We start from the raw sequence: 25,598 nt of genomic DNA, 5'->3' as shown, positions 1-25,598 counted from the left end.
ACCGCCACCCACCCCGCGACCAGAGGGAGATGCGCCATGCACATCGGACTCGTAGGACTCGGAAAGATGGGTGGCAACATGCGCACCCGGTTGCGCAACGCCGGCCACACGGTGGTCGGCTACGACCGCAACCCGGACCTGGCCGACGTCCCCAGCCTGGCCGCCATGGTCGAGGCGCTGCCCGCACCCAAGGTGGTCTGGGTGATGGTGCCGGCCGGTGACCCGACCCGCTCCACGATCGCCGAGCTCAAGGACCTGCTGGGTGCGGGCGACCTGGTCGTCGACGGCGGCAACTCCAAGTACACCGACGACGCGGTCAACGCCGCCTCGCTCGCCGAGAACGGCATCGGCTTCGTCGACTGCGGCGTCTCCGGCGGCGTGTGGGGCCTCGAGAACGGCTACGCCCTCATGTACGGCGGTGCCCCCGAGGACGCGGCCAAGGTGATGCCCGCCTTCGAGGCGCTCAAGCCTGCCGACACCGACGACGGTCTGGTCCACTGCGGCCCGACGCCCGGCGCCGGACACTTCGCCAAGATGGTCCACAACGGCATCGAGTACGCCATGATGCAGGCCTACGCCGAGGGCTGGGAGCTGCTCGAGAAGGTCGACATCGTCGACAACGTCCCCGAGATCTTCGCCTCCTGGCGCACCGGGACCGTCGTCCGCTCGTGGCTGCTCGACCTGCTCGTCGACCAGATCCGCGCCGACGAGCACCTCGACGCCCTCCAGGGCTACGCCGAGGACTCCGGCGAGGGCCGGTGGACCGTCGAGGCCTCGATCGAGAACGCCGTACCGATGCCGGCGATCTCGGCCAGCCTCTTCGCCCGCTTCGTCTCGCGCCAGGAGGACAGCCCGGCGATGAAGGCGATCGCCGCGATGCGCAACGGGTTCGGCGGGCACGCCGTGCGCAAGGAGTAGCGGTCTAGACCGAGAGCACCGCGCGGACCACGGCGAAGCCGAGCCACGCGGTCAGGACGACCACCGCGAGGGGCGTGCGCACCAGCCGGTCGAGCGACGGCGCCGCGGTACGGCGTACCCGCGCGCGGACCACGGCGACGGCCAGGCCGAGCACCACCAGCGCCAGGACGATGCCGAACGGGTTGGCCGCGAGACCCTCGCGCCACCACCCGTGGGCGAGGTAGACCCAGGACCGGGTCAGACCGCAGCCCGGGCACGGGAGCCCGGTGAGGTTGCGGAACGGGCAGATGACCGGCCCGTCCTCGACGTGCTCGGGCGAGAACACGAAGCTCGCCCCGAGCGCGACGATCCCGGCGGCCGCGAGCACCTCGGTGCTCGCGATCCGCCGGGAGGTCGTCGGTTGCTGCGTGGTGGTCATGTCACACCAGGTCAGCGGAGCGGACGGCCCTGGGCGTCGGGGATCTTGCGCAGGGTGACCAGGATCGCGTCGATGAGCGACCAGATGCCGAGGCCACCGCAGGTGAGCAGCTTGGCGATGCCCAGACCGGTGTAGCCGAGGTAGAAGCGGTCGATGCCGAGGCTGCCGAGGAGCCAGGTGAAGATCAGCGTCATCACCCACTCCTTGTCGGAGAACAGGCCGGGCACGTCCTTGGCGAGGACGTACTGCTGGCTCTCCGCGGTGCGGACGGCGGTGTCGGCCTTGAGCTGGCCGCTGACGGCCATCTGGGCGAGCTGACCGAAGTCGATCGGGCCCTGCTCCTGGCCGAGGTAGTTGATGAAGAACGGCCCGGCCGGGGCGCCGTAGCCGCCCGGGGCGCCGGGCCCGCCGTACGGCGGGGGAGGGGTGGGTGGTTGCGTCATGCCGGTCAGCCTAGGGTGATCCAGCCCGGTCCAAACCCGATCGCGGTGAGAATCGGGGAGAATCGGATCACGGGAGGAGGTGGACCGGTGCACGTGGCGCACCTGACGCTGCACGACTTCCGTTCGTACGCCGACATCGACGTCGCGCTGGAGCCCGGCGTCACCGCTTTCGTCGGCAGCAACGGCCAGGGCAAGACCAACCTGGTCGAGGCGGTCGACTACCTCTCGCGGCTCTCCTCGCACCGGGTCGCCACCGACGCGCCGCTGATCCGGGCGGGTGCCGACCAGGCGATCGTGCGCGCCGCGGTGGTGCGCGACGGGCGTACGGCGATCCTCGAGGTCGAGCTCAACCCGGGGCGTGCCAACCGGGCCCGGATCAACCGCTCGCCGCTCTCCCGGGCGCGCGACCTGGCCGGCATCGTGCGCACGGTGGTCTTCAGTCCCGAGGACCTCGCGCTGGTCAAGGGCGACCCGGGTCAGCGCCGGCGCTTCCTCGACGACCTGCTGGTGCTGCGCACCCCGCGCTACGCCGGGGTCCTCTCCGACTACGACCGGGTGCTCAAGCAGCGCAACACCCTGCTCAAGACGCTCTACGCCGCGCGCGGCTCCTCGCGCGACGCGGCGATCGCCACCCTGGCGGTGTGGGACGACCACCTGGTCGCGACCGGCAGCGAGCTGCTCGCGGCGCGCCAGGCGCTGACGACCGACCTGGCGCCGTACGTCGGCAAGGCGTACGAGGCGGTGGCCCGTGGTGCCTCGCGCGACGACGCCCGGGTCGAGTACCAGGCGAGCGTGCCCGAGGCGACGCCCGAGGCCTTCCGGGCCGAGCTGGAGCGCCGCCAGTCCGACGAGATCGGCCGCGGGCTCACGCTCGTCGGGCCGCACCGCGACGACGTGCTGCTCACCCTGGGGCCGGGCGACGAGCAGCGGCTGCCCGTGCGCGGCTACGCCAGCCACGGTGAGTCGTGGTCCTTCGCGCTGGCGCTGCGGCTGGCGTCGTACGACCTGCTGCGGGCCGACGGCGACGACCCGATCCTGGTCCTGGACGACGTCTTCGCCGAGCTCGACGCCGAGCGGCGGGTCCAGCTCGCCGGGCTCGTCGCCGGTGCGGAGCAGGTGCTGGTGACCGCCGCGGTCGCCGCGGACGTGCCCGAGCAGCTGGCCGGCACCACCTTCCACGTCGCGGCGGGGGAGGTGACCCGTGCCTGAGCCCGACGAGGACCAGACGGAGGGGCCCGAGGGCGCCGAGGAGCACCGGGCCGACGGTCTCGACCTGGCCCGCGCCCAGATGCTCGGGACGGCCGGGGCGAGCACCACGCCCGCGGGCCGGCGTCCCCGGCGTGGCTCCGGGTCGTCCTCTGCCAGCAAGTCCACGTGGACGCCGCGGGGACGTCGGGTGCGCGGCGAGGCCCAGCTGAGCAGCGCCTATCCCGACGGTCGCGACCCCCAGGGTCTCGGCTCCGAGCTCGGCCGGCTGATCGACGGCCGGGGCTGGGCGCTCGACCTCCAGGTGCGCGGCGTCTTCGCCCGCTGGGCCGAGATCGTGGGTGCCGAGATCGGCGCCCACTCGACGCCGGAGTCGCTGGTCGACGGGACGCTCGTGGTCCGCACCGACTCGACCGCCTGGGCCACCCAGCTCAAGCTGCTCGCCGCGACGGTGGTCAAGCGGCTCAACGAGGAGCTCGGCCACGGCACGGTGACCGTGGTCGAGGTGCTCGGCCCGCACGCGCCGAGCTGGAAGCACGGACGCCGCAAGGCGCCCGGCAGCCGCGGTCCGCGCGACACCTACGGCTGACCCCCGAACGGGGGTCGCGGGTCGGGGTTCGGTGCTCGACGGTGGCCACGTCCACTAGCGTTCCTCCCGTCTCCGGTTGCGATCGGCGACCAGGGTGGGAAGCGGGGAGAGCAAACGGTGGTGGGGTGGGCACGCGTCCGCCGGCGGCTTCTGGAGGACCCCTTCGGCGACGAGGGCCAGGCCGGCTGGACGATGCGGACGGTCACGGCGTCGATGAGCCGGACCTTCCTGCGCTGCATGGCGCTGTGGCAGGCGGTCATGGTGCTGACGGTCGTGATCGAGCCGGTCGCGCCGGCGCTGCGCGCCGCGCTGGTCGTGGGGCACCTGGTCCTGGCCGGCTGCGCGCTGCTCGTCGCCTCCGGCCGGCTCCCGGCGTGGACCGTGATGACGCTGGCGTACGCCGCCTTCGTGGCCGACTGGGCGTCGGTCGCCTCGCCCGACAACCCCCTGCTGCTGGCCTCGTGCTGGATGGCGAACCTCGCCGCGGGGCTGCCCACCTTCCTCATGCGGGGGCGTACGGCGCTGGTCTGGCCGGTCGGCGTCGCCGTCGTCGTACCGGTGCTGATGGTGCTCACCGTGCCCGACTCGGGCAGCACCCTGCCGCCGGCCGTCGCGGCGACCACCCTGGCGATCATGGTGGCCAGCCGGTTCGGGGTCACCTTCCTGCTCGACCTCGCGCGCCGCGCCGACGCCGAGCACGAGCTCGCCGACGCGGAGCACCACGCCGTCGAGGTACGCCGGGCGGCCAGCCGCCGCGCCGCCGAGGACGCCCGGCTGCTGCACGACACGGTCATCAACACCCTCGGTGCGCTGGCCAACGGCGGCGGCGCGACCACCGACCTGGACGCGGTCCGGGCGCGGTGCGCCCGCGACGTCGCCACGCTCGAGGCGATCACCGACGACGCCGAGCTGCCCCTGGCCGGGCACGGCATCCGGCACGGGCTGTACGCGAGCGGCATCCGGATCGTCCACACCGGCGTCACCGACGACGAGCTCGCCCGGCGCGAGGCACTGGTGCCGCCCGCGGTGCTCGAGGCGCTGGCCCGGGCCACCGGCGAGCTGGTGCGCAACGCCGAGAAGCACTCCGGCGCGGCCGAGGTCCGCGTCGACGTCCAGGTCCGGCCGAGCGGGCTGGTCGTCACGGTGAGCGACGACGGGGTCGGCTTCGACGGCCTCGCGCCCTCCGGGCGCGGCCTCGCCGAGTCCGTGCTGGGCCGGCTGAGTGACACCGGGGTCGATGTCGAGCTGGTCTCCACCCCCGGCTTCGGTACCCGGGTCACGCTCACCTGGACCATGGCCGGCAGCCCGAGCGCGCCGGCCGAGGTGGACCGGCGCGCCGGCACTGACGCGATGATGGGGGCCGTGGTCGACGGGCTCCAGCGGCGGGCGAGCGCGGTCTTCGCGCTCGCGCTGGTCGGGGTCGGGTTCTACCTTGCCGTCGCCAACCACCCCGGGCAGCTGACCGAGGAGTACCCGATGGCCGCCGTCGTCGCCGCGGTGTGCGGCCTGGCCTGGTGGCTGCGCGGGGACACCCGGCCGCGCCGGGTCCTGCTGCCGCTGCTGCTCGGCGCCGGCTCGTCGGCAGCGTTCGTGCTGTCCGCTGCGTCGGTCGACTTCGGACGCGACGACGTCGTGCTGTGGCAGGCGATCTGTCCCGCCGGACCGGTGCTGCTCGTGCTCGGTGACCGGCACTGGCGCCGCGTCGCCGGCTGGCCGATCGGCATGCTGCTGCTGACGATCGCGACCGTCGCCGCGCTGGTGGCGCCGTCGAGCGGCCGGGCCGCGGTCTCCGTCCTCGTCGCCGGTGCGGCGTGCATGGGCCTCGTCGCCGGCTGGGCCGGCTTCCAGCGGATGGTCATCACCATCGGACGCCAGGTGGTCGCCGACCAGCAGGCCGCGGCCCGGCTGCGGACCGAGGTCGAGACCCGGGAGGCCGCGAGCCGATCCCGCCGGCGCTGGGCGGCCGCGGGGCTCGCCGAGTCCGTGGCGATCCTGCGCCGGGTGGCCGACGGGGACGCCGATCCCACGGCGGAGCCGCTGCGGCAGGTCTGCGTCGAGGAGGAGGCCTACCTGCGCCAGCTCACCCAGCTCAACCCCGAGCTGGTGTGGATGGGCGACTGGTTCGCCCGGGCGCTCGCCGAGGCGCGCACCGGCAACGCCGCGCTCGCGGTCCGTTCGGGCCCGGTCGACGCGGGTGCCGAGGTGGCGCCGGCGCTGGGCGAGCTGCTGCTGACCGCGGTGGGCGCCGTGCCTGCCGGTGAGCAGATGACGACGACGCTGTTCCCGGCTCCGCGGAGCCTGCGCTTCACGCTGGTCGGCCCGGCGCCGTACCTGGCGACGGTGGCGCGGGCCTGGCGGCTGCCGGACGGCGTGGAGATGTCGGTGCAGAGCTTCGGCCCGCAGGACCTGGTCGAGGTGGTGGTCCCGGCGGCGGCGCCGGAACCCGTGAGGATCGGAGATGAGGACTCGTGAACGTTCCTTCCCAGGGCGCCCGGCGCTACGAGTGGCGCGTGGCGCTGGTCGAGGACCACATGCTCCAGCGCAAGCGCACCGAGGAGCTGGTGGCCGCCCAGCCGGGCCTGCGCGTGGTGTGGAGCGGGGAGACCCTCCGCGACTTCACCGCCTGGCTCGACACCGTGCCCGAGCCCCGGCGCCCGCAGCTGCTGATCCTCGACCTGATGGTCGAGCGCGGGGCGAGCGCCGACCCGGCCGTCGTCCGCGAGCTCACCCGCTCCGGGCTCAAGGTGCTCGTGCTGTCGGCGATGGCCTCGCCCGAGCTGGTCCGCAAGATCCTGCGCGCCGGCATCGGCGGCATCGCGGGCAAGCGCGACTCCGAGGAGGACATCGTCGCCGCGATCTGGACGGTGCTCGGCCGCGGCCAGTGGCTGACCCCCGAGCTCGCCAGCGTGATCGCCGGGGACGCCGAACGCCCCCAGCTCAGCGACCAGGAAGAGCGGGCGCTCGTCCTCTACGCCTCCGGGCTCACCCTCGAGGCGGTCGCGACCGCCCTCGGCGTCAAGAAGGACACCGCCAAGAAGTACCTCAGCCGGGTGAAGGCCAAGTACGCCACCGCCGGGCGCCCGGTGGGCACCAAGCTCGAGCTCAACACGGTCGCCCAGCAGGACGGCTACCTCGATCCGCCGTCTCGTTCCTGACCTCCCGGCGGCCCCCTGAACGGAGGTCAAATCCGCCGCTCCGGTCCCGGAACCGCCCGTCGTCCCTAGCATTTCGGCGCGACCTGGCTGTGTGCCGGTGCAGCAGCCAGCGGGCGCGATCGAGCGCCCCTCGACCGCGGAACAGAGATGACGAGAGATCGGGAGTTCGGCCCCCGTGCGCGGCGGTACCGGTGGCGCGTCGCGCTGGCCGACCGGGACCCCCGCCACCGCAGGCGCAGCGAGGAGCTGATCGGTGCGCAGCCCGGTCTCGACCTGGTGTGGTCGGGGAGCACCGCCGGCGAGCTGGCGGCCTGGCTGGCCGAGGCGGCGCCGTCCGAGCACCCGGTGCTCCTGGTCGCCGACGCGCCGCTCGCCCAGCAGCAGGACGGCATGCTCGCCGGCCTCCGCGTCCTCGTCGGACCGGACGACGAGCTCATCGCAGCCATCTGGTCGGAGCTGAGCCGCGGGCGCCGCATCGGGCTGGACCAGCTCGGACTGGGTGCCGAGGCCCGCCCCCTGCGGACGGGTGTCGTGCGGTCCCGGGAGGTGACCCCGGAAGGGGGGTCATCTGGCGCCGGGAAGGGCTTTTCGGACCACCGGACCTGAGTCCTTCCCCTTGAATCGCGCCCGACCGAGTTTTTCTGAGTGGGGACGTGAAGGAGTTCAAGGTGCACACAGGTGCTGATCGGATCGGGCGTCGGCCCGGCCGTCGTACCGCTCGCATCGCGGCGCTGGCGCTCGGCGCCGGAACGCTCGCCTTCGGTGTCGGCGTGCCGACGCCGCCGGCGGCGCAAGCAGCGAGTGGCGATGGCGGACTGACCGTGCGGGTGATCCGCGACATGGGGGCGAACGGCGCCTGGGACCCGGTCATCGACCTGGCCCTGCCGGGAGTGGCGGTCACGGTGACCGATGCCTTCGGGCACACGGTGTCGCTGACGACGGACGCGACCGGTGTCGCGACGCTGCCGGCGGGTGACCCTCGGCTGACGGGCGGCAAGTACCGCGTCAACGTCGCCAACCCCGACGCGACCTACTACACGCCGGCCTTCGCGTCGTCCGCCGACCCTGCCGACACGCCCTCGGCCACGCGGCTCTCGTCGAACCAGGAGTTCGTCGACCTGTCGTCGGGCTCGGACAAGACCGTGACCACCGGCTTCTGGCGCGCGCGGGACTACTGCCAGTCGAACCCGCAGGTCGCCAACGCCTGCCAGCCGGGCATGTTCGTCCACGACGGTGCGGGCGCTGACGCCAGCACCGAGTCGAAGGACACGGTCTTCCTCACCAACTACAACACGAGCGCCTACCAGGAGCTCGCCCAGTCGAAGACCACGGGCAGCGACATCGGCACGGGCTCGGTCTACGGCATCGCCTACGACCGGATCCGCAAGAACGTCTTCTCCGCGGCCTTCGCCAAGCGCAACGTGGACTACGGTCCGCTCGGGCCCGGCGGTCTCTACGTGACCGACCCGGCCACGGGTCTGACCCGCGCCTTCGCGACGGTCCCCAACGCGGGCACCACGCTGCACGACTCGACGGGTGTCGCCAACGGCGGCAACGAGGACTTCGACTTCCGCACGGTGGTCGGCAAGGAGTCCCTCGGCGCGATCGTCATGAGCGACGACTACACCAAGCTCTTCGTCGCCAACCTCAACGACAAGAAGGTCTACGTCTACGACGTCACCGACACCTCGGGTGCCGCGACGCCGCTGACCTCCTTCGCCATCCCGGACCCGGGCTGCGCCAACGCCGGTGACTGGCGTCCGGGCGGTCTCGGCGAGGCCGACGGCGTGCTGTACGCCGGCGGCGTCTGCAGCGGTGAGAGCGAGGGCACCGCCCGCGCGACCACGATGCGTGCGGTCGTCCAGACCTTCAACGAGACCACCTACGCGAGCATCGCCACGGTCCTCGACGAGTCGATCTCCTACGAGCGTGCCGGTGACGGCTACGCCTGCATGGGCGACGCGGGCTGGTTCGGCTGGAACGACGACATGTGGTGCGGCAACAACGGCCAGGTCAGCGTCCCGACGCCGTGGCTCGGCAAGATCGTGGTCGAGGCGAACGGCGACCTGAACCTCGCCTTCCGCGACCGCACCGGTGACCAGGTCGGCGTGAACCTCGAGGCCCGCACCGACGCCGGTGGCACGGTCTACCCGTACTACCAGGTCGGCGGCGACCTCAACAAGGCGTGCCTGGGCGGCTCGGGGACCTACGTCCTCGACAGCAACGGCGGCTGCGGGATCGCTCCGGTCGCGGCCGGCAGCCCGGTCAACCGCTTCTACGACACCCAGGTCGTCCACCCGAACGGCGTCTTCGCCGGCATGACGATGAGCCGCGCCGAGCCCGGCCTGATCATCGACGAGATGGACGGCGGCGGCGCGTTCCACACCCAGGCGATCGTCGCCAAGAACCGCGGCACGGGCAACAACACCGCGGGTCAGACGATCGGCGAGGCCAGCGGTCTCGGCCTCAAGTTCGGCAAGGGCCAGGGCCTGGCCGACATGGACGTCCTGTGCGACCTCGCGCCGATCCAGATCGGCAACCGGGTCTGGTACAACGACGCGGCCGACGGCAAGCAGAGCGCCGGGGAGAACCCAGTGGTCGGTGCCACGGTGAACCTGTACGACAAGCAGGGCAACCTGGTCGCCACCACGACGACCAACGACCGCGGCGAGTACTACTTCGACTCGCTCACCACCGAGGGCCTCGACTACGAGACCGACTACGTCGTCAAGATGGACAACCCCGCCGACTACCAGCCGGGCGGTCCGCTCGACCGTGCCGACTGGGCGCTCTCCAAGACCGCGACCGGTCCTGAGGGCAACAAGGCGACCGCGGGTGGCGACGGGTACCCGGCGATCTCGCTCAAGACCGGCAAGCCGGGCGAGAACAACCACGACCTCGACTTCGGGTTCACCCCGAAGCCGAGCATCCACATCGTCAAGTACGACGGCCGCCTCGAGGGCCCCGTCGGTGGACCGCTGTCGCACGCCAACAACGAGGCGTCGCCGACGGTCTACCAGGCCGGCCCGAACGGCATGACCGGTGCGCAGCCGGTCGCGATGATCGTCACCAACGACGGCAACGCGGCCCTGGGCAACGTGAAGGTCACCGACGAGACGCTCTCGAAGCCCGCGATGAAGGGCCTCACCTGCGACTTCTCGGCGCTCGGTGGCCCCGCCACCGGTACGACCTGGGCCGGGATGTTCCTGCCGGGTGACTCGTTCCCCTGCACGGGCACGATCGACCTGGAGGCCGGTGAGGTGCACGCCGACCGGATCAAGGTCGTCGGTGAGCAGTTCAACCCGCTCACCAACCAGCCGGTCGCGGGCGTCGCCCCGGTGACGGACGCCGACAAGTACTACGCCAAGACCGGGTACACGTCGAAGATCGTCATCACCAAGAAGGACAAGGCGACGGGCGCCGAGGCCGACACCAAGGGCACCGCCCTGCGGTTCCGCCCCGGCCAGACGCGGAAGATCGTGATGCCGGCGACCAACCTCGGCACCTCGCCGATCCGCCGGGTCCAGGTCAGCGACCGCACGCTGAGCGGCGCGAAGGTCACCGACTTCCGGTGCACCTTCCCCGACGGCAAGACGGTCAAGGCCAACCGCAAGGGTGTGGTCCGCTGGGCCGCCAGCTTCGGGGCGAACCCGAAGACCTGGAAGCCGGGCGTCACCTTCAAGTGCACCGCGAAGCTGACCATGAAGCCGGGAGCGCGTCTCCACGGTGACAAGGTCACGCTCACCGGTTCCGACCCGAAGGGCACCCGCCTCACCTCGAAGAACCGCTTCTACGCGACCACGAGCCAGCTCGCCGGTGTTCCGGCGACGGGTGCTCGGGTGCTGCCCGGGATCCGGTAAGTAGTGAGCAACCAGCGGCGGCTACGGCTGATCCTCTCGGCCGTAGCCGCTGCTGCCTGCCTGACCGGGTGCGGGCAGCAGCAGAACTCACCGGACGCGGAGCCGCCGAAGCGGCTCACCACCGAGCAGGCCCAGGCCTTGGCGGTGCTCCGGTTCAACAACTTCTCGGCGGGACGCGTCCCGCTGACGATCGAGGCGCACGGCGCCGTCACGCTGCGCGCGAGGGTGGTCGTGGACTTCCGTGCCGGTGCCGCCTACGGCGACTACACGACGAGCGAGCCCGGGAGCAGCGAGCCGCTGACCTCGGGTGTCATCGCCTGGAGCACCGACCAGGTCGGTACGGCGAGCGGCACGGCCGACGGCGCCGTCCCGGCGGCGACCGCCTGGACGCAGCGCCCGATGGACGCGAGCCAGCCGACCGACGTGGCGCTGGCGCTCGCGCTCCAGCTGGGCGCGGACCGGCCGGAGAACCCGGTGCTCCTCCAGCAGAGCGGGGCCCGGCTGCTCCGGGTCGAGGGCAAGGGAGACGACACGGTGTACGTGATGAGCGGTCCGGGCCGAGCGGCCGCGGACGGCAGCCCGGGTGCGGCGGCGTCCTCGCGGACGACGTACTGGGTCGACCGGACCGGCCACCTCGTCCGCTTCGAGGCCCAGATCGGCGGCGGCGACCCCGCGACCTTCACGGTCGGCGACGGCGAGCCGGCCGCGATCCCCGGCAAGGTGCTGCGCTTCCTCAGGAGGACCTCGTGAGCCGCATCCGCGGACTCGTCGCCGCGCTGGCACTGGTGCCGGCCCTGCTGACCGCCTGCGGCGCGAAGGACGACGCCCCCCCTCATCCCGGCGCTCCTTCGCCCGCAGGCTCCCCGCTCGTCGAGGTCCCCCAGGACGCCCCGACGATCCAGGAGGCCGTCGACCGCGTGGCTCCCGGCGGGATGGTGCTCGTCTCGCCGGGGACCTACCACGAGAGCGTGGTCGTCGCGACCGAGGACGTCACCGTGCGCGGCACCGACCGCGCGGGTGTGATCATCGACGGCGACGGGATCCGGCCGCACGGCGTCGTCGGCATCGCCGACGGGGTGCGGATCCAGAACCTCACGGTCCAGCGCACCACCTTCTACGGCGTCCTCGTGACCGGCCTGCACGACGGCGACGGGCCGCGCGCCAACACCGACGGCTCGGGCTACGAGAACTTCGACCCCGAGAAGTTCCCGCCGCTGCAGCGCTTCCAGGTCGACCACGTGACCGCGGCGAACAACGGGCTCTACGGCATCTACGCCTTCAACGCCCAGCACGGCGTCATCCGCGACAACTACGCCAGCGGCTCCGCCGACAGCGGCTTCTACGTCGGGCAGTGCCACGCCTGCGACATCCTCGTCACCGGCAACGTGGCCGAGCGCAACGCGGTCGGCTTCGAGAACGCCAACGCGTCGACCCCGCTCATGGTCGTCGGCAACCGGTTCAGCTCGAACCGGGTCGGGTTGACCTTCCTGTCGGACTACCAGGAGGCGTTCATCCCCCAGACCGGCGACGTCATCGCCGGCAACCTGGTCGTGGACAACAACGAGGCGACCAGCCCGGCCCAGGCCGACGGCGGCTTCGGCATCGGCATCGGGATCAGTGGCGGCACCGACAACCGCTTCGTCCGCAACCGCGTCGAGGGGCACCGCCGGGCCGGGATCAGCATCGCGAGCTCCAGCGACCTGCCGGCCCTGCGCAACACCCTGACCGGCAACGCGTACGCCGGCAACGCGATCGACTTCGCCGACATCTCCTCCGCGCGGGTGCTCGGCACGGGCAACTGCCCCGAGCCCGGGACGACGACCCTGCCCACCGGGCTGAGCACCGCCGGCGCCGGGTGCACCGCGCAGACCGCAGGCCGTGCGGTCGCGCCGGAGCAGGTCGCGCGCCTCGCCGCCGCACCGCCGGGGATGAGCTTCCTCGAGGTGCCGCTGCCGACCGCCCTGCCCGGGCTCGCCGACGTCACGACCGCCCCGCAGCCGCTACCGGAAGGCCCCACGATGCCCGACCTCGCGTCCGTGAAGGTGCCCGGCCGATCGCTCCTGAGCGCGTGGGTGATGGTCCGATGAGGTACGTCGTGCTCGCGCTGGCCACGGTGGCCGCGCTGCTGCCCGGACCGGCGTCCGCCGCTCCCGCTGCGCCCGCGGCCGACCCGGCCCCGCGCACCACCACCTGCGCGACCACCGCGTCGTCCGGGATCCGTCCCGTGGGCGCCCGCTTCGACGTGCTCGGCCGGGAGTTCCGGGTCGTCCGCGTGCGCCGTACGGCGAGCGGTGCGATCGGGACCCCGCCGGTCACCAAGGCCGGCAAGAAGATGGTCGGCTGGGACCGCCAGGTCCGCCCCGGCGCCGGGGTCGGCTCGGTCATCCTCGACGCCCACACCTGGCCCGACGGCTCGGCCTTGGGCAACTCCCTGCTCAACACGCTGCGTGCCGGGCACACCTTCTCGCTGCGCGCTGCCGACGGACGGACCGTCTGCTACCGGGTGCACGCGCGGCGCAGCTACCCGGCGGCCCGGGTGCCCCGCGCCAAGGCGTTCCGCGACTGGGGGTCGGAACAGGCCGTGATCGTGGTGTGCTCGGGTCGCCGGCTCGGGCCGGGCAAGTGGACCCGGCGGACGGTCTGGTACGCCGTGCCGCTCGCCGTGGTGCCCCGGTGACCGCCCGCACGAGCCGGCGGGGCCTGCTCGCGTTCGGATCCGCCGTGACCGCGATGGGTGTCGCGGGCTGCGGTGCGGACCGGACGCCGGGTCCTTCCGCGGCGCCGGTGCCGGGGGGCGCCGGCGCCGCGGGGGAGGCCGGTGGCCCGGTCGCGGCCGACGGCACCGCCCAGGCGGGCATCGACCGCCCCGTGCTCCCGCAGACCCACCTGACCTCGCTGGTCCTCGACCTCGACGTCCCGCCCGGGCCGCTGCTCGCGGCGCTGGGGACCACGATCCGCACGCTCACCACCGAGGCCACCGACGGGCTGGACCCCGGTGACCTGACCGTCACCGTGGGCGTCGGGCCGTCGCTGGTCCGCCGGGCCGGGGCCGACCTGCCCGGCGCGACCGACCTGCCGTCGTACCGGCGCGAGGAGATGGGAGAGCGCGAGCGCGGCGGCGACCTGTGGCTCCAGGTCTGCGCCTCCGACCCGCTCGTCGTGGCGCTCGCCGTGGCGACCCTGGAGGAGCAGCTGCGCGGCTCCGCGCGGCTGCGGTGGGCCCAGCGCGGCTGGCGGGGCGCCTATGCCGCGACGCCGGGGGACCACCAGGCGACCCGCAACGTCCAGGGCTTCCAGGACGGCATCGTCGCGCCGCGCTCGGCCGACGAGCTCGCCGAGGGCGTGTGGCTGGCCGGACCCGTACCGGTGGCCGGCGGCACCATCGCCGTGCTGCGCCGGTTCCGGATCGACGTCGCCGGGTGGCGGCGCCTCGGCGTCGAGGGCCAGGAGGCCGCGGTCGGCCGGCGCCGGGACTCGTCGCTCGCGCTCTCCGGCGGTGCCGACATCGACCTGGGCGCCAAGACGCCCGACGGGCAGTACCTGGTCCCGGCCGACGCGCACGTGCGCCGGGCCCACGCCCGCGACGCCGGGGTGCCGTTGATGCTGCGGCGCTCGTACTCCATCGACGACCCGGACCCCGGGCTGCTGTTCGTGAGCTTCCAGAGCACGCTGCGGGCGTTCACCGCGACGATGCAGCGCCTCGAGGAGAGCGACCGGATGCTCGACTTCGCGACCACGACCGCGACCGGGACCTTCCTGGTGCTGCCCGGTCACGCGGAGGACCGCCCGCTGGGCGCCGGGCTCTTCGGCACGGCCGGCTGACAGGGCGCGCTGGGAGCCGCTTCGACGTACGGGGACCTGTCGACACCCCTGCTCGGGCCTCCGAACCCCGTTTATGGGCCGTCCAGGGCCCTTTTTCGCAGACCGACCCCTGTTTGCGCGCCCGCAAGACGTGTCTGCAGGCCCTCAGGAGGCTAGAATGGACAACTGGGCCGGGAATGCGTTTCGGGACGTCTGACTCGGCCTTCGCCATGCTCCCGGCAGGCGCTCACGAACGATCGAAGTGAAGAGGTCCCGCGTGTCCACTGACGACCAGTCCCTCGAGCCGGAGTCCCCGGAGTACGACGCGTCCGCCATCCAGGTCCTCGAGGGTCTCGAGGCGGTCCGCAAGCGACCCGGCATGTACATCGGCTCGACCGGTGAGCGGGGCCTGCACCACCTGATCTGGGAGATCGTCGACAACGCGGTGGACGAGGCGCTCGCCGGCTACTGCGACACGATCAAGGTGACCCTCAACCCCGACGGCTCGGTGAGCGTGGCCGACAACGGCCGTGGCATCCCGACCGACACCGCGCCCGGGCAGGAGCTGCCCGCCGCGACGCTGGCGCTGACCGTGCTCCACGCGGGCGGCAAGTTCGGCGGCGGCGGCTACAAGGTCTCCGGCGGTCTGCACGGCGTCGGCTCGTCGGTGGTCAACGCGCTCTCGACCCGACTGCGGCTGGAGATCAAGAACCGCGGCTACCTCTGGGAGCAGGACTTCTCCCTCGGCGTGCCCGACTTCGACCTGCGCCAGGTGCGCCCCCTCGAGGAGGGCGAGCGCACCGGTACGACGGTCACCTGGTTCGCCTCGGACGACATCTTCGAGACCACCGACTACACCCTCGAGACGATCTCGACCCGGTTCCGCGAGATGGCCTTCCTCAACAAGGGCCTGCGGATCGAGCTGCGCGACGCCCGGCCCAAGGCCGAGGACCTCGCCGACGCGGTCGAGGACGGCACCGTCGACGAGGCGGCCGGCGTCGCGGCGGCGGCGTCTGCCGTCCACGCGGTCGACGTCGACGGGCACAAGGCGCTCGAGCAGGTCTTCCAGTACGAGCGCGGCCTGGCCGACTACGTCGACTTCCTCAACCGCAGCAAGACCCCGATCAGCTCGATCATCGCCTTCGAGGACCAGACCGCGGACGACGCGGCCAACCCGATGAGCCTCGAGATCGCCATGCAGTGGCAGGCGTCGTCGTACAACGAGTCGGTGCACACCTTCGCCAACACGATCAACACCCCCGAGGGCGGCACCCACGAAGAGGGCTTCCGCGCCGCGCTCACCTCGCTGGTCAACCGGTGGGGCGAGGAGTGGGGCCTGATCAAGAAGAAGGAGGACCGGCTGACCGGTGACGACATCCGCGAGGGTCTCACCGCGATCATCAGCCTCAAGATCTCCGAGCCGCAGTTCGAGGGCCAGACCAAGGCCAAGCTCGGCAACACCGAGGCCAAGGGCTTCGTGCAGTCGGCCGTCAACGACGAGCTCGGCGCCTGGTTGGAGCAGAACCCCAACGAGGGCAAGGAGATCATCCGCAAGGCCCAGGCCGCGGCCACCGCGCGCATCGCCGCGCGCAAGGCGCGCGACCTGGCCCGCAACCGCAAGGGCCTGCTCGGCGGCGGCGGTCTCCCGGGCAAGCTGCGCGACTGCAGCTCGCGCAACCCCGAGGAGTGCGAGGTCTTCATCGTCGAGGGTGACTCGGCCGGCGGCTCGGCCGTCATGGGCCGGGAGAACCGGATCCAGGCGATCCTCCCGATCCGCGGAAAGATCCTCAACGTCGAGAAGGCGCGCATCGACAAGGTCCTGGCCAACCAGGAGGTCCAGGCGATCATCTCCGCGCTCGGCACGGGCGTGCACGAGGAGTTCGACCTCGACAAGCTGCGCTACCACAAGATCGTGCTGATGGCCGACGCCGATGTCGACGGCCACCACATCAACACGCTCCTGCTGACGCTGCTGTTCCGCTTCATGCGTCCGCTGATCGAGGCCGGGCACGTCTACCTCGCCCAGCCGCCGCTCTACCGGATCAAGTGGAACAAGCCGGCCGAGCACGAGTACGTCTACTCCGACGCCGAGCGCGACGCGGTCATGCGCGACGGCCTCGAGCAGGGCAAGAAGCTGCCCAAGGAAGCACCGATCCAGCGCTACAAGGGTCTGGGCGAGATGAACGCCGACGAGCTGTGGGAGACCACGCTCGACCCCGACCAGCGCGTCCTGCTGCAGGTCAACCTCGAGGACGCGGCCCAGGCCGACGAGATCTTCTCGATCCTCATGGGCGAGGACGTCGAGCAGCGGCGCTCGTTCATCCAGCGCAACGCCAAGGACGTTCGCTTCCTCGATATCTAGGTCTCTAACACCTTTCCTAGATATTGATAGACGACACCAGAGAGAGCAATCGTGACTGAGACGCAGAGCAACCTCGGCGACGGCGCCGGCGGCGGGCGGATCGAGCCCATCGACCTGCAGGAGTCGATGAAGCGCTCCTACATCGACTACGCGATGGCCGTCATCGTCGGCCGCGCGCTTCCCGACGTACGTGACGGGCTCAAGCCGGTCCACCGCCGGGTCCTCTACGCCATGTACGACGGCGGCTACCGCCCCGACCGCGGCTTCAACAAGTGCGCCCGCGTCGTCGGCGACGTGATGGGTAACTACCACCCCCACGGCGACTCGGCGATCTACGACACCCTGGTCCGCCTCGCGCAGCCGTGGGTGATGCGCAACCCGCTGGTCAACGGCCAGGGCAACTTCGGCTCGCCGGGCAACGACCCGGCCGCGGCGATGCGGTACACCGAGTGCCGGATGGCGCCGCTGGCCATGGAGATGGTCCGGGACATCGACGAGGACACCGTCGACATGACCCCGAACTACGACGGCAAGACCGAAGAGCCGACCATCCTGCCGGCCCGGTTCCCCAACCTGCTCGTCAACGGCTCGGCCGGCATCGCGGTCGGCATGGCGACCAACATCCCGCCGCACAACCTGCGCGAGGTCGCCGAGGGCGCCACCTGGGCCCTCGAGCACCCCGACGCCACCCGGGTCGAGCTCCAGGAGGCGCTGCTCGAGCGGATCAAGGGCCCCGACTTCCCCAACGGCGCCATGATCGTGGGCCGCGAGGGCATCGAGCAGGCCTACCGCACCGGTCGCGGCTCGATCACCCAGCGCGCGGTCATCGAGGTCGACGAGGAGAAGTCGGGCCGCACGGTCCTGGTGATCACCGACCTGCCCTACATGGTCAACCCCGACAACCTGCTCGTGAAGATCGCCGAACTCGCCGACGCCGGCAAGGTCCAGGGGATCAGCGACGTCCGCAACGAGACGTCATCGCGCGTGGGCCAGCGCATCGTCGTCGTGCTCAAGCGCGACGCCGTGGCGCGCGTCGTCCTCAACAACCTGCTCAAGCACACCGAGCTGCAGACCAACTTCAGCGCCAACATGCTGGCGCTCGTCGACGGCGTCCCGCGGACGCTGACCATCGACCAGTTCATCAGCAACTGGGTCGAGCACCAGATCGACGTCATCCGGCGTCGTACCGAGTTCCGGCTGCGCAAGGCCGAGGCCGACGCCCACATCTGGCGCGGTCTGGTCAAGGCGCTCGACATGCTCGACGACGTCATCGCCCTCATCCGGCGCTCGCCCGAGGTCGAGGACGCCCGCCGCGGCCTGATCGAGCTGCTCGACATCGACGAGGTCCAGGCCAACGCGATCCTCGACATGCAGTTGCGGCGCCTGGCCGCCCTCGAGCGGCAGAAGATCATCGACCGGTTGGCCGAGCTCGAGATCGTCATCGCCGACCTCAAGGACATCCTCGCCAACGTCAGCCGCCAGCGGCAGATCGTGATCGACGAGCTCGGCGAGATCGTCGCGAAGTACGGCGACGACCGTCGTACCCAGATCATCGCGGCGGCCGGCGACATGTCGATGGAGGACCTGATCCCCGACGAGGACCAGGTCGTCTCGATCACCCGCGGCGGCTACGCCAAGCGCACCCGCGCCGACCAGTACCGCACCCAGAAGCGCGGCGGCAAGGGCGTCCGCGGCGCCTCGCTGCGCGGCGACGACGTGGTCGACCACTTCATCTCGACCACCTCGCACCACTGGCTGCTGTTCTTCACCACGGCCGGCCGGGTCTACCGGACCAAGGTCTACAACCTGCCGGAGGCCTCGCGCGACGCCAAGGGCGGCCACGTCGCCGGCCTGCTGTCGTTCCAGCCGGACGAGTCGATCGCCCAGGTGCTCGCCATCCGCGACTACGAGCAGGCGCCGTACCTGGTGCTCGCCACGCGCAGCGGCCTGATCAAGAAGACCCGCCTGGGCGACTACAACAGCCCGCGCCAGGCCGGCGTCATCGCGATCAACTTCCGCGAGGACGACGACGAGCTGATCGGCGCCGAGCTGGTCGACGGCGACGACCACATCCTGCTCGTCTCCCGCAAGGGCCAGGCGATCCGCTTCCCCGCCGACGACAGCCAGCTGCGCCCGATGGGCCGGGCGACGTCCGGCGTCACCGGCATGAAGTTCCGCGACGGCGACGCCCTGCTCTCGATGTCGGTCATCCGCGCGGCCGACGTCGCGCACGAGGAGTCCGACGCCGACGTCCAGTACGTCTTCACCATCACCGACGGCGGCTTCGCCAAGCGCACCCGCATCTCCGAGTACCGCCTCCAGTCGCGCGGCGGCATCGGCATCAAGGCGATGGCCCTGGCCAACGAGGACCGCGGCGTCCTGGTCGGCGCCTTCATCGTCGTCGACGGCGACGAGATCCTCTCCATCACCCAGTCCGGCCAGGTCGTCCGCAGTCCCATCAACGACGACTTCCGCCCGACCGGCCGCTCCACCCAGGGCGTGAAGTTCGTCAGCCCCAAGAAGGGCGACGCCGTCGCCGTCGTGGCCCGCTCCGTCGAGGCCAAGGACGCCGACGAGGAGGAGGGCGCCGAGGGCGCCACCGAGCCGGGCGCCGAGCCGGGCACTCAGCCGGGTGCCGAGGCGACGGAATCGCCGGTTCAGGGTTCGGATGCCACAATCGTTGAATCGGACGACCCGGGCACGGGCGAGACCGGGACGTCCGTGGACGAGTCCGGAGAGAGTGAGAGCTGATGACCGAGCGCGTCGAGGACACCGTGATCCGACCGACGGCCGATGGCGGCCGCCCGGCGGGCGCACCGTCCCCGACCCACCCGGCCCCCAGCGGCCCGCCCCCGGTCCCCGGCGCCACCGACGCCCCGGCCGCCGCCCGCGGCCGGGCGCCCCGCCGGGCCCGGCTCCGCCTCACCCGGGTCGACCCCTGGTCGGTGATGAAGACGTCCTTCCTGCTCTCCATCGCCTTCGCGGTCGTCACCGTGGTCGCCGTCGCGATGGTCTGGCAGGTCCTCGGCGCCGCCGGCGTCTGGGACTCGATCAACTCCACGATCCAGGAGGGCATCGGCGGCAAGGACGTCCAGTCCTTCCGCATCGAGGACTACCTCGGCACCAGCCGCGTCCTCGGCTTCACCATGCTCGTGGCCGCCATCGACGTCGTCCTCATCACCGCCGCCGCCACCCTCACGGCCTTCCTCTACAACATGTCGGCCGCCCTCCTCGGCGGCGTCGAGATCACCCTCGCCGAGGACGGCAACTGACCACCCGCCCCGTTTTGTCCCCGGCTCACCGCCTCCGGTAGTGTCTGTCCTCGGCTTGCTGCCGAGGGGCTTCCACCCAGAGCGGCTAGCCACCCGGGCCTATAGCTCAGACGGTTAGAGCACCACACTGATAATGTGGGGGTCAGAGGTTCAAGTCCTCTTAGGCCCACGGAAAAGCCCCGGCCGCGCATCCCGCGGACCGGGGCTTCTTTCGAATGACGGGACATCTCGTCGAAGGGAGAGTGCACAGTGAAGAAGATCCTCCTCGCCGTCCTGGCCGCCGCAGGCGTCGTCATCGCCGGCAAGAAGCTCCAGGAGAGCAAGGCCGAGCAGGCCCTGTGGGCCGAGGCCACCGACACGCTTCCGAAGAACTGACACACCGCCCGGCCGTCGTACGGCTGGGGTGGGGGCCTTGGCGCAATTGGTAGCGCACCTGCTTTGCAAGCAGGGGGTTAGGGGTTCGAGTCCCCTAGGCTCCACTGAAAATGACGAGCCCGACCGCTAGCGCGGCCGGGCTTTCGTCATTTCAGCGTCGCCTAGGGGACTCGAACCCCTAACCCGCCCGCAACTGTGGGGCCTACCTGCTACGTGCTCTGGCGGGGTCGGTCCGACCCGTCAGGCTGGGAGCAGCAGAACTACCGCGGGACCGATCGCGTGAGCAAGGGTGCGTTCACGTCGATTCCCCACCTAGTCACTCACGGACATGCGGGCGGCGGCTTCGACTTCCCGGGGATCGACTACGAAGGTGACGGGCCGCAATCTCAACCCGACTACCGGCTTTGGTGACGGCATCGGGGCGCGGGCTCGAGAGTTTGCTCTGTTCACGCGACCATCACATCGAACCCCGGCCGAGCCGGCAATTGCCTGCAGGGCGAAGCGGTCGTCGGCGACGCGGGCAACGATCTCGACCTCTACGTCACGATGTGTGAACTGTTCGATCGAAGGCGCATCTAGTTCTACGGTATTGGCGCTTAGCGTGTGCGTCATCGTGAGACGGGCAGGGTGCCCTACTCCGGGCGCCAACGGTCTGCTCACGCCAGCGGGTTGGGTGAGGGATTTCGCATCAGCAGCAGCACGTTCCCAGTGTGGCCAAGGGCCTCACCATTTCGCCAGCACGGGGAGCACGGACGGCGCGTTTCTGACCAGGGTGGTCTTCCAAGGAATCCGGCCCTCGTTCTGAAGACGTCCGATCAGGACGATTGGGTTGATGCCGAGATCCGTGGCGACCGCAGTTACCCATCCCTGGTTGATGCGCTCGGGTACCGGTGGGATGTCCTTGGGCAGCACCCATGAGGCCGCTTGTTGATCCGCCGGTTCCTCGAGCCCAAGGGTGGGGCTCTCTGCTTGGTCGTCGATGACCAGTGAGTCTCCGTCCAAGTGGCCGAGGTTGATGTGAGCCACCTCGTGGAGAAGCGTGAAAAGCACCTTGTCGAAGCGCTTGCCTCGGCCCGAGATCCCGATCACGGGGCCGCCATCGTCGAGAAGGAAGGAGCAGCCGTCCATCTTGCTTCCCGGGAATGCCTCGACAAAGACCAGGCGGACACCGACCTTGGCGAACAGTTCGGGCAGGCCAGCGAAGTCTTGGGGCTTGGCGACGATCTGAGTGAGGCGGCTGGCTAGGTCCGCCAAGACGTCCGGGTCGAACTTCTCGACCTCGATCCCTTCCGCGGCCCGGCGGACACAGGCGACCCATGCAAGCTGGGTGCTTGAAACCTCCTCGTCCGCCTTCGATCGGCGTGCAGCCAGCAGCAGCTCGGGCTCCTGGTAGATGTCGTCGATTCGGTACAGCTCTTTGAGTTCGAGTTCGTGCTCAGACGCCGTCGACCCCTTGAGCAGGCCCCGCTGCAACATGACGCCGATTGGGGCTAGGTCCTTGAGGCGTGCCCGCAGGCGCACGTCGCTCAGTTGCTCCTGGGCCTGGGCGTTCTGACCTTGTCGCCACAGGTGGTAGCGGTCCTGCATGGTCAGCCACATCTCCGGCGACGTGCCGAGGGCTGCGGCGATCTGGGTGGCGGACTCGCGGGTGATCTCCTTCTTGCCCGAGATGATCTCGGACACGAACTGTGCGGGCCGGCTCAGGATCTCGGCGAACTCGGCCTGGGTCCATCCCCGAGCCTCCAGCTCGTCAGCAAGTACCTCGCCGACAGGAAAGACCTCGGCTAGGGCAGCACTCATCGCGACGCCTCCTTTCAGTGATAGTCGACCAACTCGAGGACCACGACAACCCTGCCGTCGTCCCCGGTGTGGAAAGTCAGGATCAGCCGGAACTGATCGTTGAGCCGGACGGAGTACTGCCCCGCCCTGTCGCCCTTGAGCTTCTCCAGGTTCAGGGACCTCATCGCCCGCAGGTCCCTCTCGTCGAGCGCGCTGTCGAGCACCTGGATCTTCTTGCGGTAGGCGACGACCACGTCGCGGCCCCATTGCTTGGGACGGAAGTCGGCTTCCTCCGCCAGACGACGCAGCTCCTCGTCGCCGTACTCGATCTTCACTCGGACTCGCTCCATCACCCATCGGCTGATGCCGCGAACCTATCGGCACGACGTCGAGATCGAGAACGCGGCACGCCGACCAGAGTTCTAGATAAGTCGCCATCTCCTCTTCACCCTTGCACCGAAGAGCATAAGTCGAGTACCGTGGAGAAACAAGTTCGCAGAAGGCGGACGTCGAGGCCATAAGGAGGCCCAGATGCACGACCACCAGGAGTTCAGGAAGAAGCTGACGATCACGATCGACGGCGTGCCGTACACGACCCGCGACGACGACCAGGAGGCCGCGGCTCTCCTGCGACTCGCCGGCGTCGACCCGGCGCAGTACGACCTCGCCAAGATCAAGCACAACGGCGAGACCAAGGTCTACCGCCACGACGACAAGGTCATCGAGCTCAAGGACGGCGACGCCTTCGTCACCGTGCGCCAGAGCGCCCAGGTCGCCTGATGGCAGTCGCCCCGATCCCAATGGACGGCGTGGCTCGGTTCATCGCCGACCTCGAGGAGGAGGGCCACGAGCCCGCCGTGTGCGGGGACGTCGTGAGGTACTACGTCGTCCCCGCCGCGGGCGCTCGCGCGGGCCAGAAGGTCCTCACCGGCATCGGCGTGAGCGAGCTCCAGGGATGGCCGATGACGCCGCCGCACTGGATCCACCTCGAGGACGAGGTCAACTTCGCCCAGACCAACGCCGACAACCAGGACTGCCCCGAGGGCTGGCGGCGACACTCCCGCGACACCGGCCACTGGGACATGAGCCGCAAGCCGATCCACCTCTGGATCAGCCACGTCCGGTGCGTACTCGGGCAGGTGATCTGAGGTGCACGCCCGCTCGGTCGCCATGACTCAGGGCGTGCACGACACCCTGAGCGCACATCTCCTCCGGCGCGACGGGCAGGAGGACATCTGCCTCGCCACGTACACCGTCTCCACGGGGGCCATGCGCACCACCCATCTCCTCCACGAGGTGCACCTACCGATCGAGGGCGACCGACAGGTGCACGGCAACGCGACCATCCAGGGCAGCTACGTCCTGCGAATCGCCGTACTGGCCGCGCAGCGCGGACATGGCGTCGCGATCCTCCACAGCCACCCCGGTGGCCGTGGGTGGCAGCGGCTCAGTGGCCCGGACGCTGACGCCGAGAGCTCCTATGCACGCTTGGTCGAGCAGATCACCGGACTGCCGCTGGTCGGCCTGACGCTCGCTGGTGACAGCACCTGGTCGGCACGTACCTGGAACGACGGACGGCCGCAGTGGGCGAGCTCGGTCCGACGCGTGGGGACGATGCTGGCGGTGTCGTGGAACGACGAGCTCGTCCCGCCGGCACGTCTCGAGGTATCGCAGGTCCGGACCATCTCGGCGTGGGGAGACGACCTTCAGCGGGACATCGCCCGCCTTCGAGTCCTGGTTGTTGGGGCCGGCAGCGTTGCGCTGGACGTCGTCCAGCGCCTGGCCGCGACCGGCATCGTCGAGATCGGCATCATGGACTTTGATCGGGTGCACGTGGTGAATCGTGACCGGATGATCGGCGCCACCCGGCGCGATGCTCGCTTGCGTCGACGGAAGGTCGACGTCGCGGCACGGCTAGCGCGTCTCGCGGCCACGGCCGACGAGTTCAAGGCCAACCCCCACCACATGAGCATTTGCAGCCCCGAGGGGCTCACTGCCGCGCTCGACTACGACGTCATCTTCTCCTGCGTCGACCGCCCGTGGCCGCGCGCGGTGCTCAACTCGATCGCCTACGCCGACCTCATCCCCGTGATCGACGGCGGCATCGCAATCGACACGTTCGAGACCGGCGGCATGCGCGGTGCGACGCGGCGCACCCAGGCTGCCACGCCGGGCATCGCCTGCATTGCCTGCTCCGGCCAGATCAACATGCAGGACGTGACCCTTGAGATGAGTGGCGACCTCGACGACCCCGAGTACATCAAGCGCGCTGGGCGGGAGCCCGTCTCCGGGCGACCGAACGTCGCTGCCCTGTGCGCCGGAGTCAGCGCGAGCCAGCTCGAACTCTTCGTCAGCCTCTTCGCTCACCCCGCCGGGCGCGGTGTCGCCAATCCCTTGCGGTTCATTCTCGCCCTGCACCACCTCGAGCAGATGCTGGCCCCCTCGCAGACGTACTGCGAGACGGAGCGGCGGACAGGACTCGGAGATGCCCGCATCGACCTGTGCCGGGCGGACGGACCCTGGACCTCCCAGGAGGGGGACGGTCTCACCTGGCTCCGGCGTCGACTTCATGACCGCATCGACACGATCATCGAGCGGCTGCTCAACCGCTGACAGCCTGAGCAAGGTCGGGCGCGAACGAGGCTTGGGCGCCGAGGAAACTCGGAGAGGCATGAGAACGTGCGTCTTAGTGGGCGGTAGGTCGCAAGGCGTAGGCCCGCTGTGGGCCAGAAGAGGCGTGGCCGGAGCGGGCCTGGAGCTCGGCGGCGGTTGCGCCGTGTTGGCCGGCCATGGTCAACGCCGTGTGGCGCAAGTGGTGGATGGTGAGGTCCGGCCGACCGGCCTTCTCGCCCGCGGGGCGGTAGCGGTCCGTGGTAGTGGGCGCTCATCTGGTCGGTGCGATGACCCGTGAAGAGCAGACCCTTGTTGCCGTCGGCCGTGACCTCGAGCAGGTGGTGCTGGAGTATCGAGAGGAAAGGCGGTAACGAGCGCAGCAGGCGGTATGCGGCCGCGTTCGTCGACTCCGTCTCAGGGGCCAGCGTCGTCCGCCAGCGCTTGATCTCCGGCAGGGTCACGTCGCGCAGCGGCACCTCCCGAAGTAGGGGAGCATCCGGGTGCGCGGGAGTCCTGTGTACCTTGCCGCCGCCGTCAGCCGGAGATCGCGCTCGCGAACGTAGCGCTGGGAGTAGGCGGCCACCGTGTTGCTCGCCGCCTCCAGGGCGCGGCGCTCGGCGGCCATCCGACGTGCGGCCGGAGCTGACCACTCCTCGCGGTCGATCAACGACTGCTCGAGCCAGGCCTCGGCGTCCATCCTGGCGCCGAAGCTGCGCGAGTAGTGAGGTCTCGCCGGGCATCGCGTACCTCGTGCGGTAGGTGACGCCGCTGCTCCCGGGTGCGGCGCTCGACCTCCCCGAATCCCCG

The 25,598-nt window shown here is 70.8% G+C and carries 23 protein-coding genes and 2 tRNA genes; 20 read left to right on the top strand and 5 right to left on the bottom strand.

Annotated features, from left to right (window positions below):
- The first annotated feature begins 36 nt into the window (after positions 1 to 36).
- Entirely contained in the window at positions 37 to 918 is an 882-nt protein-coding gene (gene gnd / locus M0M48_RS24010; RefSeq protein WP_215814228.1) for a phosphogluconate dehydrogenase (NAD(+)-dependent, decarboxylating), read from the top strand.
- 4 nt (positions 919 to 922) lie between these two features.
- Here gnd and M0M48_RS24005 read toward each other — a convergent pair whose 3' ends face one another.
- Both M0M48_RS24005 and M0M48_RS24000 read right to left on the bottom strand, forming a co-directional pair.
- Complete coding sequence (locus tag M0M48_RS24005; RefSeq protein WP_257753052.1) at positions 923 to 1,336, bottom strand: DUF2752 domain-containing protein; 414 nt, start codon at positions 1,334 to 1,336, stop codon at positions 923 to 925.
- A gap of 11 nt (positions 1,337 to 1,347) precedes the next feature.
- On the bottom strand, positions 1,348 to 1,779 hold the full coding sequence (locus tag M0M48_RS24000; protein WP_215814230.1) for an NINE protein: 432 nt from the start codon (positions 1,777 to 1,779) through the stop codon (positions 1,348 to 1,350).
- A gap of 87 nt (positions 1,780 to 1,866) precedes the next feature.
- On the opposite strand from M0M48_RS24000, the gene recF reads away from it, so the two are divergent.
- The 16 genes from recF to M0M48_RS23920 all read left to right on the top strand — a co-directional run bounded on the left by recF (position 1,867) and on the right by M0M48_RS23920 (position 20,503).
- Positions 1,867 to 2,988 carry a DNA replication/repair protein RecF gene (gene recF / locus M0M48_RS23995; protein WP_257753051.1) on the top strand — a complete coding sequence of 374 codons (1,122 nt, stop codon included), beginning with the start codon at positions 1,867 to 1,869 and terminating at the stop codon, positions 2,986 to 2,988.
- The gene (locus M0M48_RS23990; RefSeq protein WP_257753050.1) at positions 2,981 to 3,574 is read left to right on the top strand and encodes a DUF721 domain-containing protein; all 594 of its coding nucleotides are present in this window, start codon (positions 2,981 to 2,983) and stop codon (positions 3,572 to 3,574) included. The genes recF and M0M48_RS23990 overlap by 8 nt, the downstream gene beginning before the upstream one ends.
- Positions 3,575 to 3,694: 120 nt before the next feature.
- A complete protein-coding gene (locus M0M48_RS23985; RefSeq protein WP_257753049.1) occupies positions 3,695 to 6,046 on the top strand; it encodes a sensor histidine kinase in 2,352 nt (783 codons plus the stop codon).
- Positions 6,043 to 6,729: a hypothetical protein gene (locus M0M48_RS23980; protein ID WP_257753048.1), complete on the top strand. Its 687-nt coding sequence runs from the start codon at positions 6,043 to 6,045 to the stop codon at positions 6,727 to 6,729. The genes M0M48_RS23985 and M0M48_RS23980 overlap by 4 nt, the downstream gene beginning before the upstream one ends.
- Positions 6,730 to 6,876: 147 nt before the next feature.
- Positions 6,877 to 7,335 carry a hypothetical protein gene (locus M0M48_RS23975; RefSeq protein WP_257753047.1) on the top strand — a complete coding sequence of 153 codons (459 nt, stop codon included), beginning with the start codon at positions 6,877 to 6,879 and terminating at the stop codon, positions 7,333 to 7,335.
- Between the two features lie 47 nt (positions 7,336 to 7,382).
- Positions 7,383 to 10,589 (top strand): SdrD B-like domain-containing protein, encoded by a 3,207-nt coding sequence (locus M0M48_RS23970; protein WP_257753046.1) that lies wholly within the window; start codon positions 7,383 to 7,385, stop codon positions 10,587 to 10,589.
- Positions 10,590 to 10,592: 3 nt separating this feature from the next.
- Entirely contained in the window at positions 10,593 to 11,339 is a 747-nt protein-coding gene (locus M0M48_RS23965; RefSeq protein WP_257753045.1) for a hypothetical protein, read from the top strand.
- Positions 11,336 to 12,676, top strand: a complete 1,341-nt coding sequence (locus M0M48_RS23960; protein ID WP_257753044.1) for a right-handed parallel beta-helix repeat-containing protein — start codon at positions 11,336 to 11,338, stop codon at positions 12,674 to 12,676. Before M0M48_RS23965 ends, M0M48_RS23960 begins: the two co-directional genes overlap by 4 nt.
- Entirely contained in the window at positions 12,673 to 13,266 is a 594-nt protein-coding gene (locus M0M48_RS23955) for a class F sortase (RefSeq protein WP_257753043.1), read from the top strand. Before M0M48_RS23960 ends, M0M48_RS23955 begins: the two co-directional genes overlap by 4 nt.
- Positions 13,263 to 14,411, top strand: a complete 1,149-nt coding sequence (locus M0M48_RS23950; protein WP_257753042.1) for a Dyp-type peroxidase — start codon at positions 13,263 to 13,265, stop codon at positions 14,409 to 14,411. The genes M0M48_RS23955 and M0M48_RS23950 overlap by 4 nt, the downstream gene beginning before the upstream one ends.
- A 256-nt stretch (positions 14,412 to 14,667) precedes the next feature.
- Positions 14,668 to 16,752: a DNA topoisomerase (ATP-hydrolyzing) subunit B gene (gyrB, locus tag M0M48_RS23945; RefSeq protein ID WP_257753041.1), complete on the top strand. Its 2,085-nt coding sequence runs from the start codon at positions 14,668 to 14,670 to the stop codon at positions 16,750 to 16,752.
- Between the two features lie 126 nt (positions 16,753 to 16,878).
- On the top strand, positions 16,879 to 19,503 hold the full coding sequence (gene gyrA / locus M0M48_RS23940; RefSeq protein WP_374587298.1) for a DNA gyrase subunit A: 2,625 nt from the start codon (positions 16,879 to 16,881) through the stop codon (positions 19,501 to 19,503).
- Positions 19,503 to 20,024, top strand: coding sequence for a DUF3566 domain-containing protein (locus M0M48_RS23935; protein ID WP_215814241.1), 522 nt, complete (start codon positions 19,503 to 19,505; stop codon positions 20,022 to 20,024). The genes gyrA and M0M48_RS23935 overlap by 1 nt, the downstream gene beginning before the upstream one ends.
- Before the next feature lie 95 nt (positions 20,025 to 20,119).
- Positions 20,120 to 20,193 (top strand) — tRNA-Ile (locus M0M48_RS23930).
- 80 nt (positions 20,194 to 20,273) lie between these two features.
- Entirely contained in the window at positions 20,274 to 20,399 is a 126-nt protein-coding gene (locus M0M48_RS23925; protein WP_235319082.1) for a DLW-39 family protein, read from the top strand.
- Between the two features lie 31 nt (positions 20,400 to 20,430).
- Positions 20,431 to 20,503: transfer RNA gene (locus tag M0M48_RS23920), tRNA-Ala, on the top strand.
- Positions 20,504 to 21,122: 619 nt separating this feature from the next.
- Here M0M48_RS23920 and M0M48_RS23915 read toward each other — a convergent pair.
- Together M0M48_RS23915 and M0M48_RS23910 are read right to left on the bottom strand one after the other, a co-directional pair.
- Complete coding sequence (locus tag M0M48_RS23915; RefSeq protein WP_257753039.1) at positions 21,123 to 22,199, bottom strand: HigA family addiction module antitoxin; 1,077 nt, start codon at positions 22,197 to 22,199, stop codon at positions 21,123 to 21,125.
- A gap of 14 nt (positions 22,200 to 22,213) precedes the next feature.
- Entirely contained in the window at positions 22,214 to 22,513 is a 300-nt protein-coding gene (locus tag M0M48_RS23910; protein ID WP_257753038.1) for a type II toxin-antitoxin system RelE/ParE family toxin, read from the bottom strand.
- 196 nt (positions 22,514 to 22,709) lie between these two features.
- Here M0M48_RS23910 and M0M48_RS23905 point away from each other — a divergent pair, with 196 nt between their 5' ends.
- Genes M0M48_RS23905 through M0M48_RS23895 form a run of 3 tightly spaced genes read left to right on the top strand, consistent with a single transcriptional unit; the run spans position 22,710 to position 24,791 of the window.
- Positions 22,710 to 22,958 carry a hypothetical protein gene (locus M0M48_RS23905; protein ID WP_257753037.1) on the top strand — a complete coding sequence of 83 codons (249 nt, stop codon included), beginning with the start codon at positions 22,710 to 22,712 and terminating at the stop codon, positions 22,956 to 22,958.
- Positions 22,958 to 23,326 carry a hypothetical protein gene (locus M0M48_RS23900; protein WP_257753036.1) on the top strand — a complete coding sequence of 123 codons (369 nt, stop codon included), beginning with the start codon at positions 22,958 to 22,960 and terminating at the stop codon, positions 23,324 to 23,326. Before M0M48_RS23905 ends, M0M48_RS23900 begins: the two co-directional genes overlap by 1 nt.
- A 34-nt stretch (positions 23,327 to 23,360) precedes the next feature.
- Positions 23,361 to 24,791, top strand: a complete 1,431-nt coding sequence (locus M0M48_RS23895) for a ThiF family adenylyltransferase (protein WP_257753035.1) — start codon at positions 23,361 to 23,363, stop codon at positions 24,789 to 24,791.
- A gap of 457 nt (positions 24,792 to 25,248) precedes the next feature.
- Here the strand turns inward: M0M48_RS23895 and M0M48_RS23890 are convergent, their stop codons facing one another.
- Positions 25,249 to 25,488 carry a hypothetical protein gene (locus M0M48_RS23890; RefSeq protein ID WP_257753034.1) on the bottom strand — a complete coding sequence of 80 codons (240 nt, stop codon included), beginning with the start codon at positions 25,486 to 25,488 and terminating at the stop codon, positions 25,249 to 25,251.
- Positions 25,489 to 25,598: the final 110 nt, after the last annotated feature.

It is taken from the genome of Pimelobacter simplex (genome assembly GCF_024662235.1).
Lineage (GTDB): Bacteria > Actinomycetota > Actinomycetes > Propionibacteriales > Nocardioidaceae > Nocardioides.
This window is presented reverse-complemented; position numbering and strand designations above follow the sequence as displayed.

Coding starts and splice junctions, on each gene's coding strand:
- M0M48_RS23975 (WP_257753047.1), top strand. CDS start 6,877: ATGACGAGAGATCGGGAGTTCGGCCCCCGTGCGCGGCGGTACCGGTGG.
- M0M48_RS23900 (WP_257753036.1), top strand. CDS start 22,958: ATGGCAGTCGCCCCGATCCCAATGGACGGCGTGGCTCGGTTCATCGCC.
- M0M48_RS23890 (WP_257753034.1), bottom strand. CDS start 25,488: ATGGACGCCGAGGCCTGGCTCGAGCAGTCGTTGATCGACCGCGAGGAG.
- M0M48_RS23955 (WP_257753043.1), top strand. CDS start 12,673: ATGAGGTACGTCGTGCTCGCGCTGGCCACGGTGGCCGCGCTGCTGCCC.
- M0M48_RS24005 (WP_257753052.1), bottom strand. CDS start 1,336: ATGACCACCACGCAGCAACCGACGACCTCCCGGCGGATCGCGAGCACC.
- gnd (WP_215814228.1), top strand. CDS start 37: ATGCACATCGGACTCGTAGGACTCGGAAAGATGGGTGGCAACATGCGC.
- M0M48_RS23915 (WP_257753039.1), bottom strand. CDS start 22,199: ATGAGTGCTGCCCTAGCCGAGGTCTTTCCTGTCGGCGAGGTACTTGCT.
- M0M48_RS24000 (WP_215814230.1), bottom strand. CDS start 1,779: ATGACGCAACCACCCACCCCTCCCCCGCCGTACGGCGGGCCCGGCGCC.
- M0M48_RS23905 (WP_257753037.1), top strand. CDS start 22,710: ATGCACGACCACCAGGAGTTCAGGAAGAAGCTGACGATCACGATCGAC.
- M0M48_RS23935 (WP_215814241.1), top strand. CDS start 19,503: ATGACCGAGCGCGTCGAGGACACCGTGATCCGACCGACGGCCGATGGC.
- gyrA (WP_374587298.1), top strand. CDS start 16,879: ATGAAGCGCTCCTACATCGACTACGCGATGGCCGTCATCGTCGGCCGC.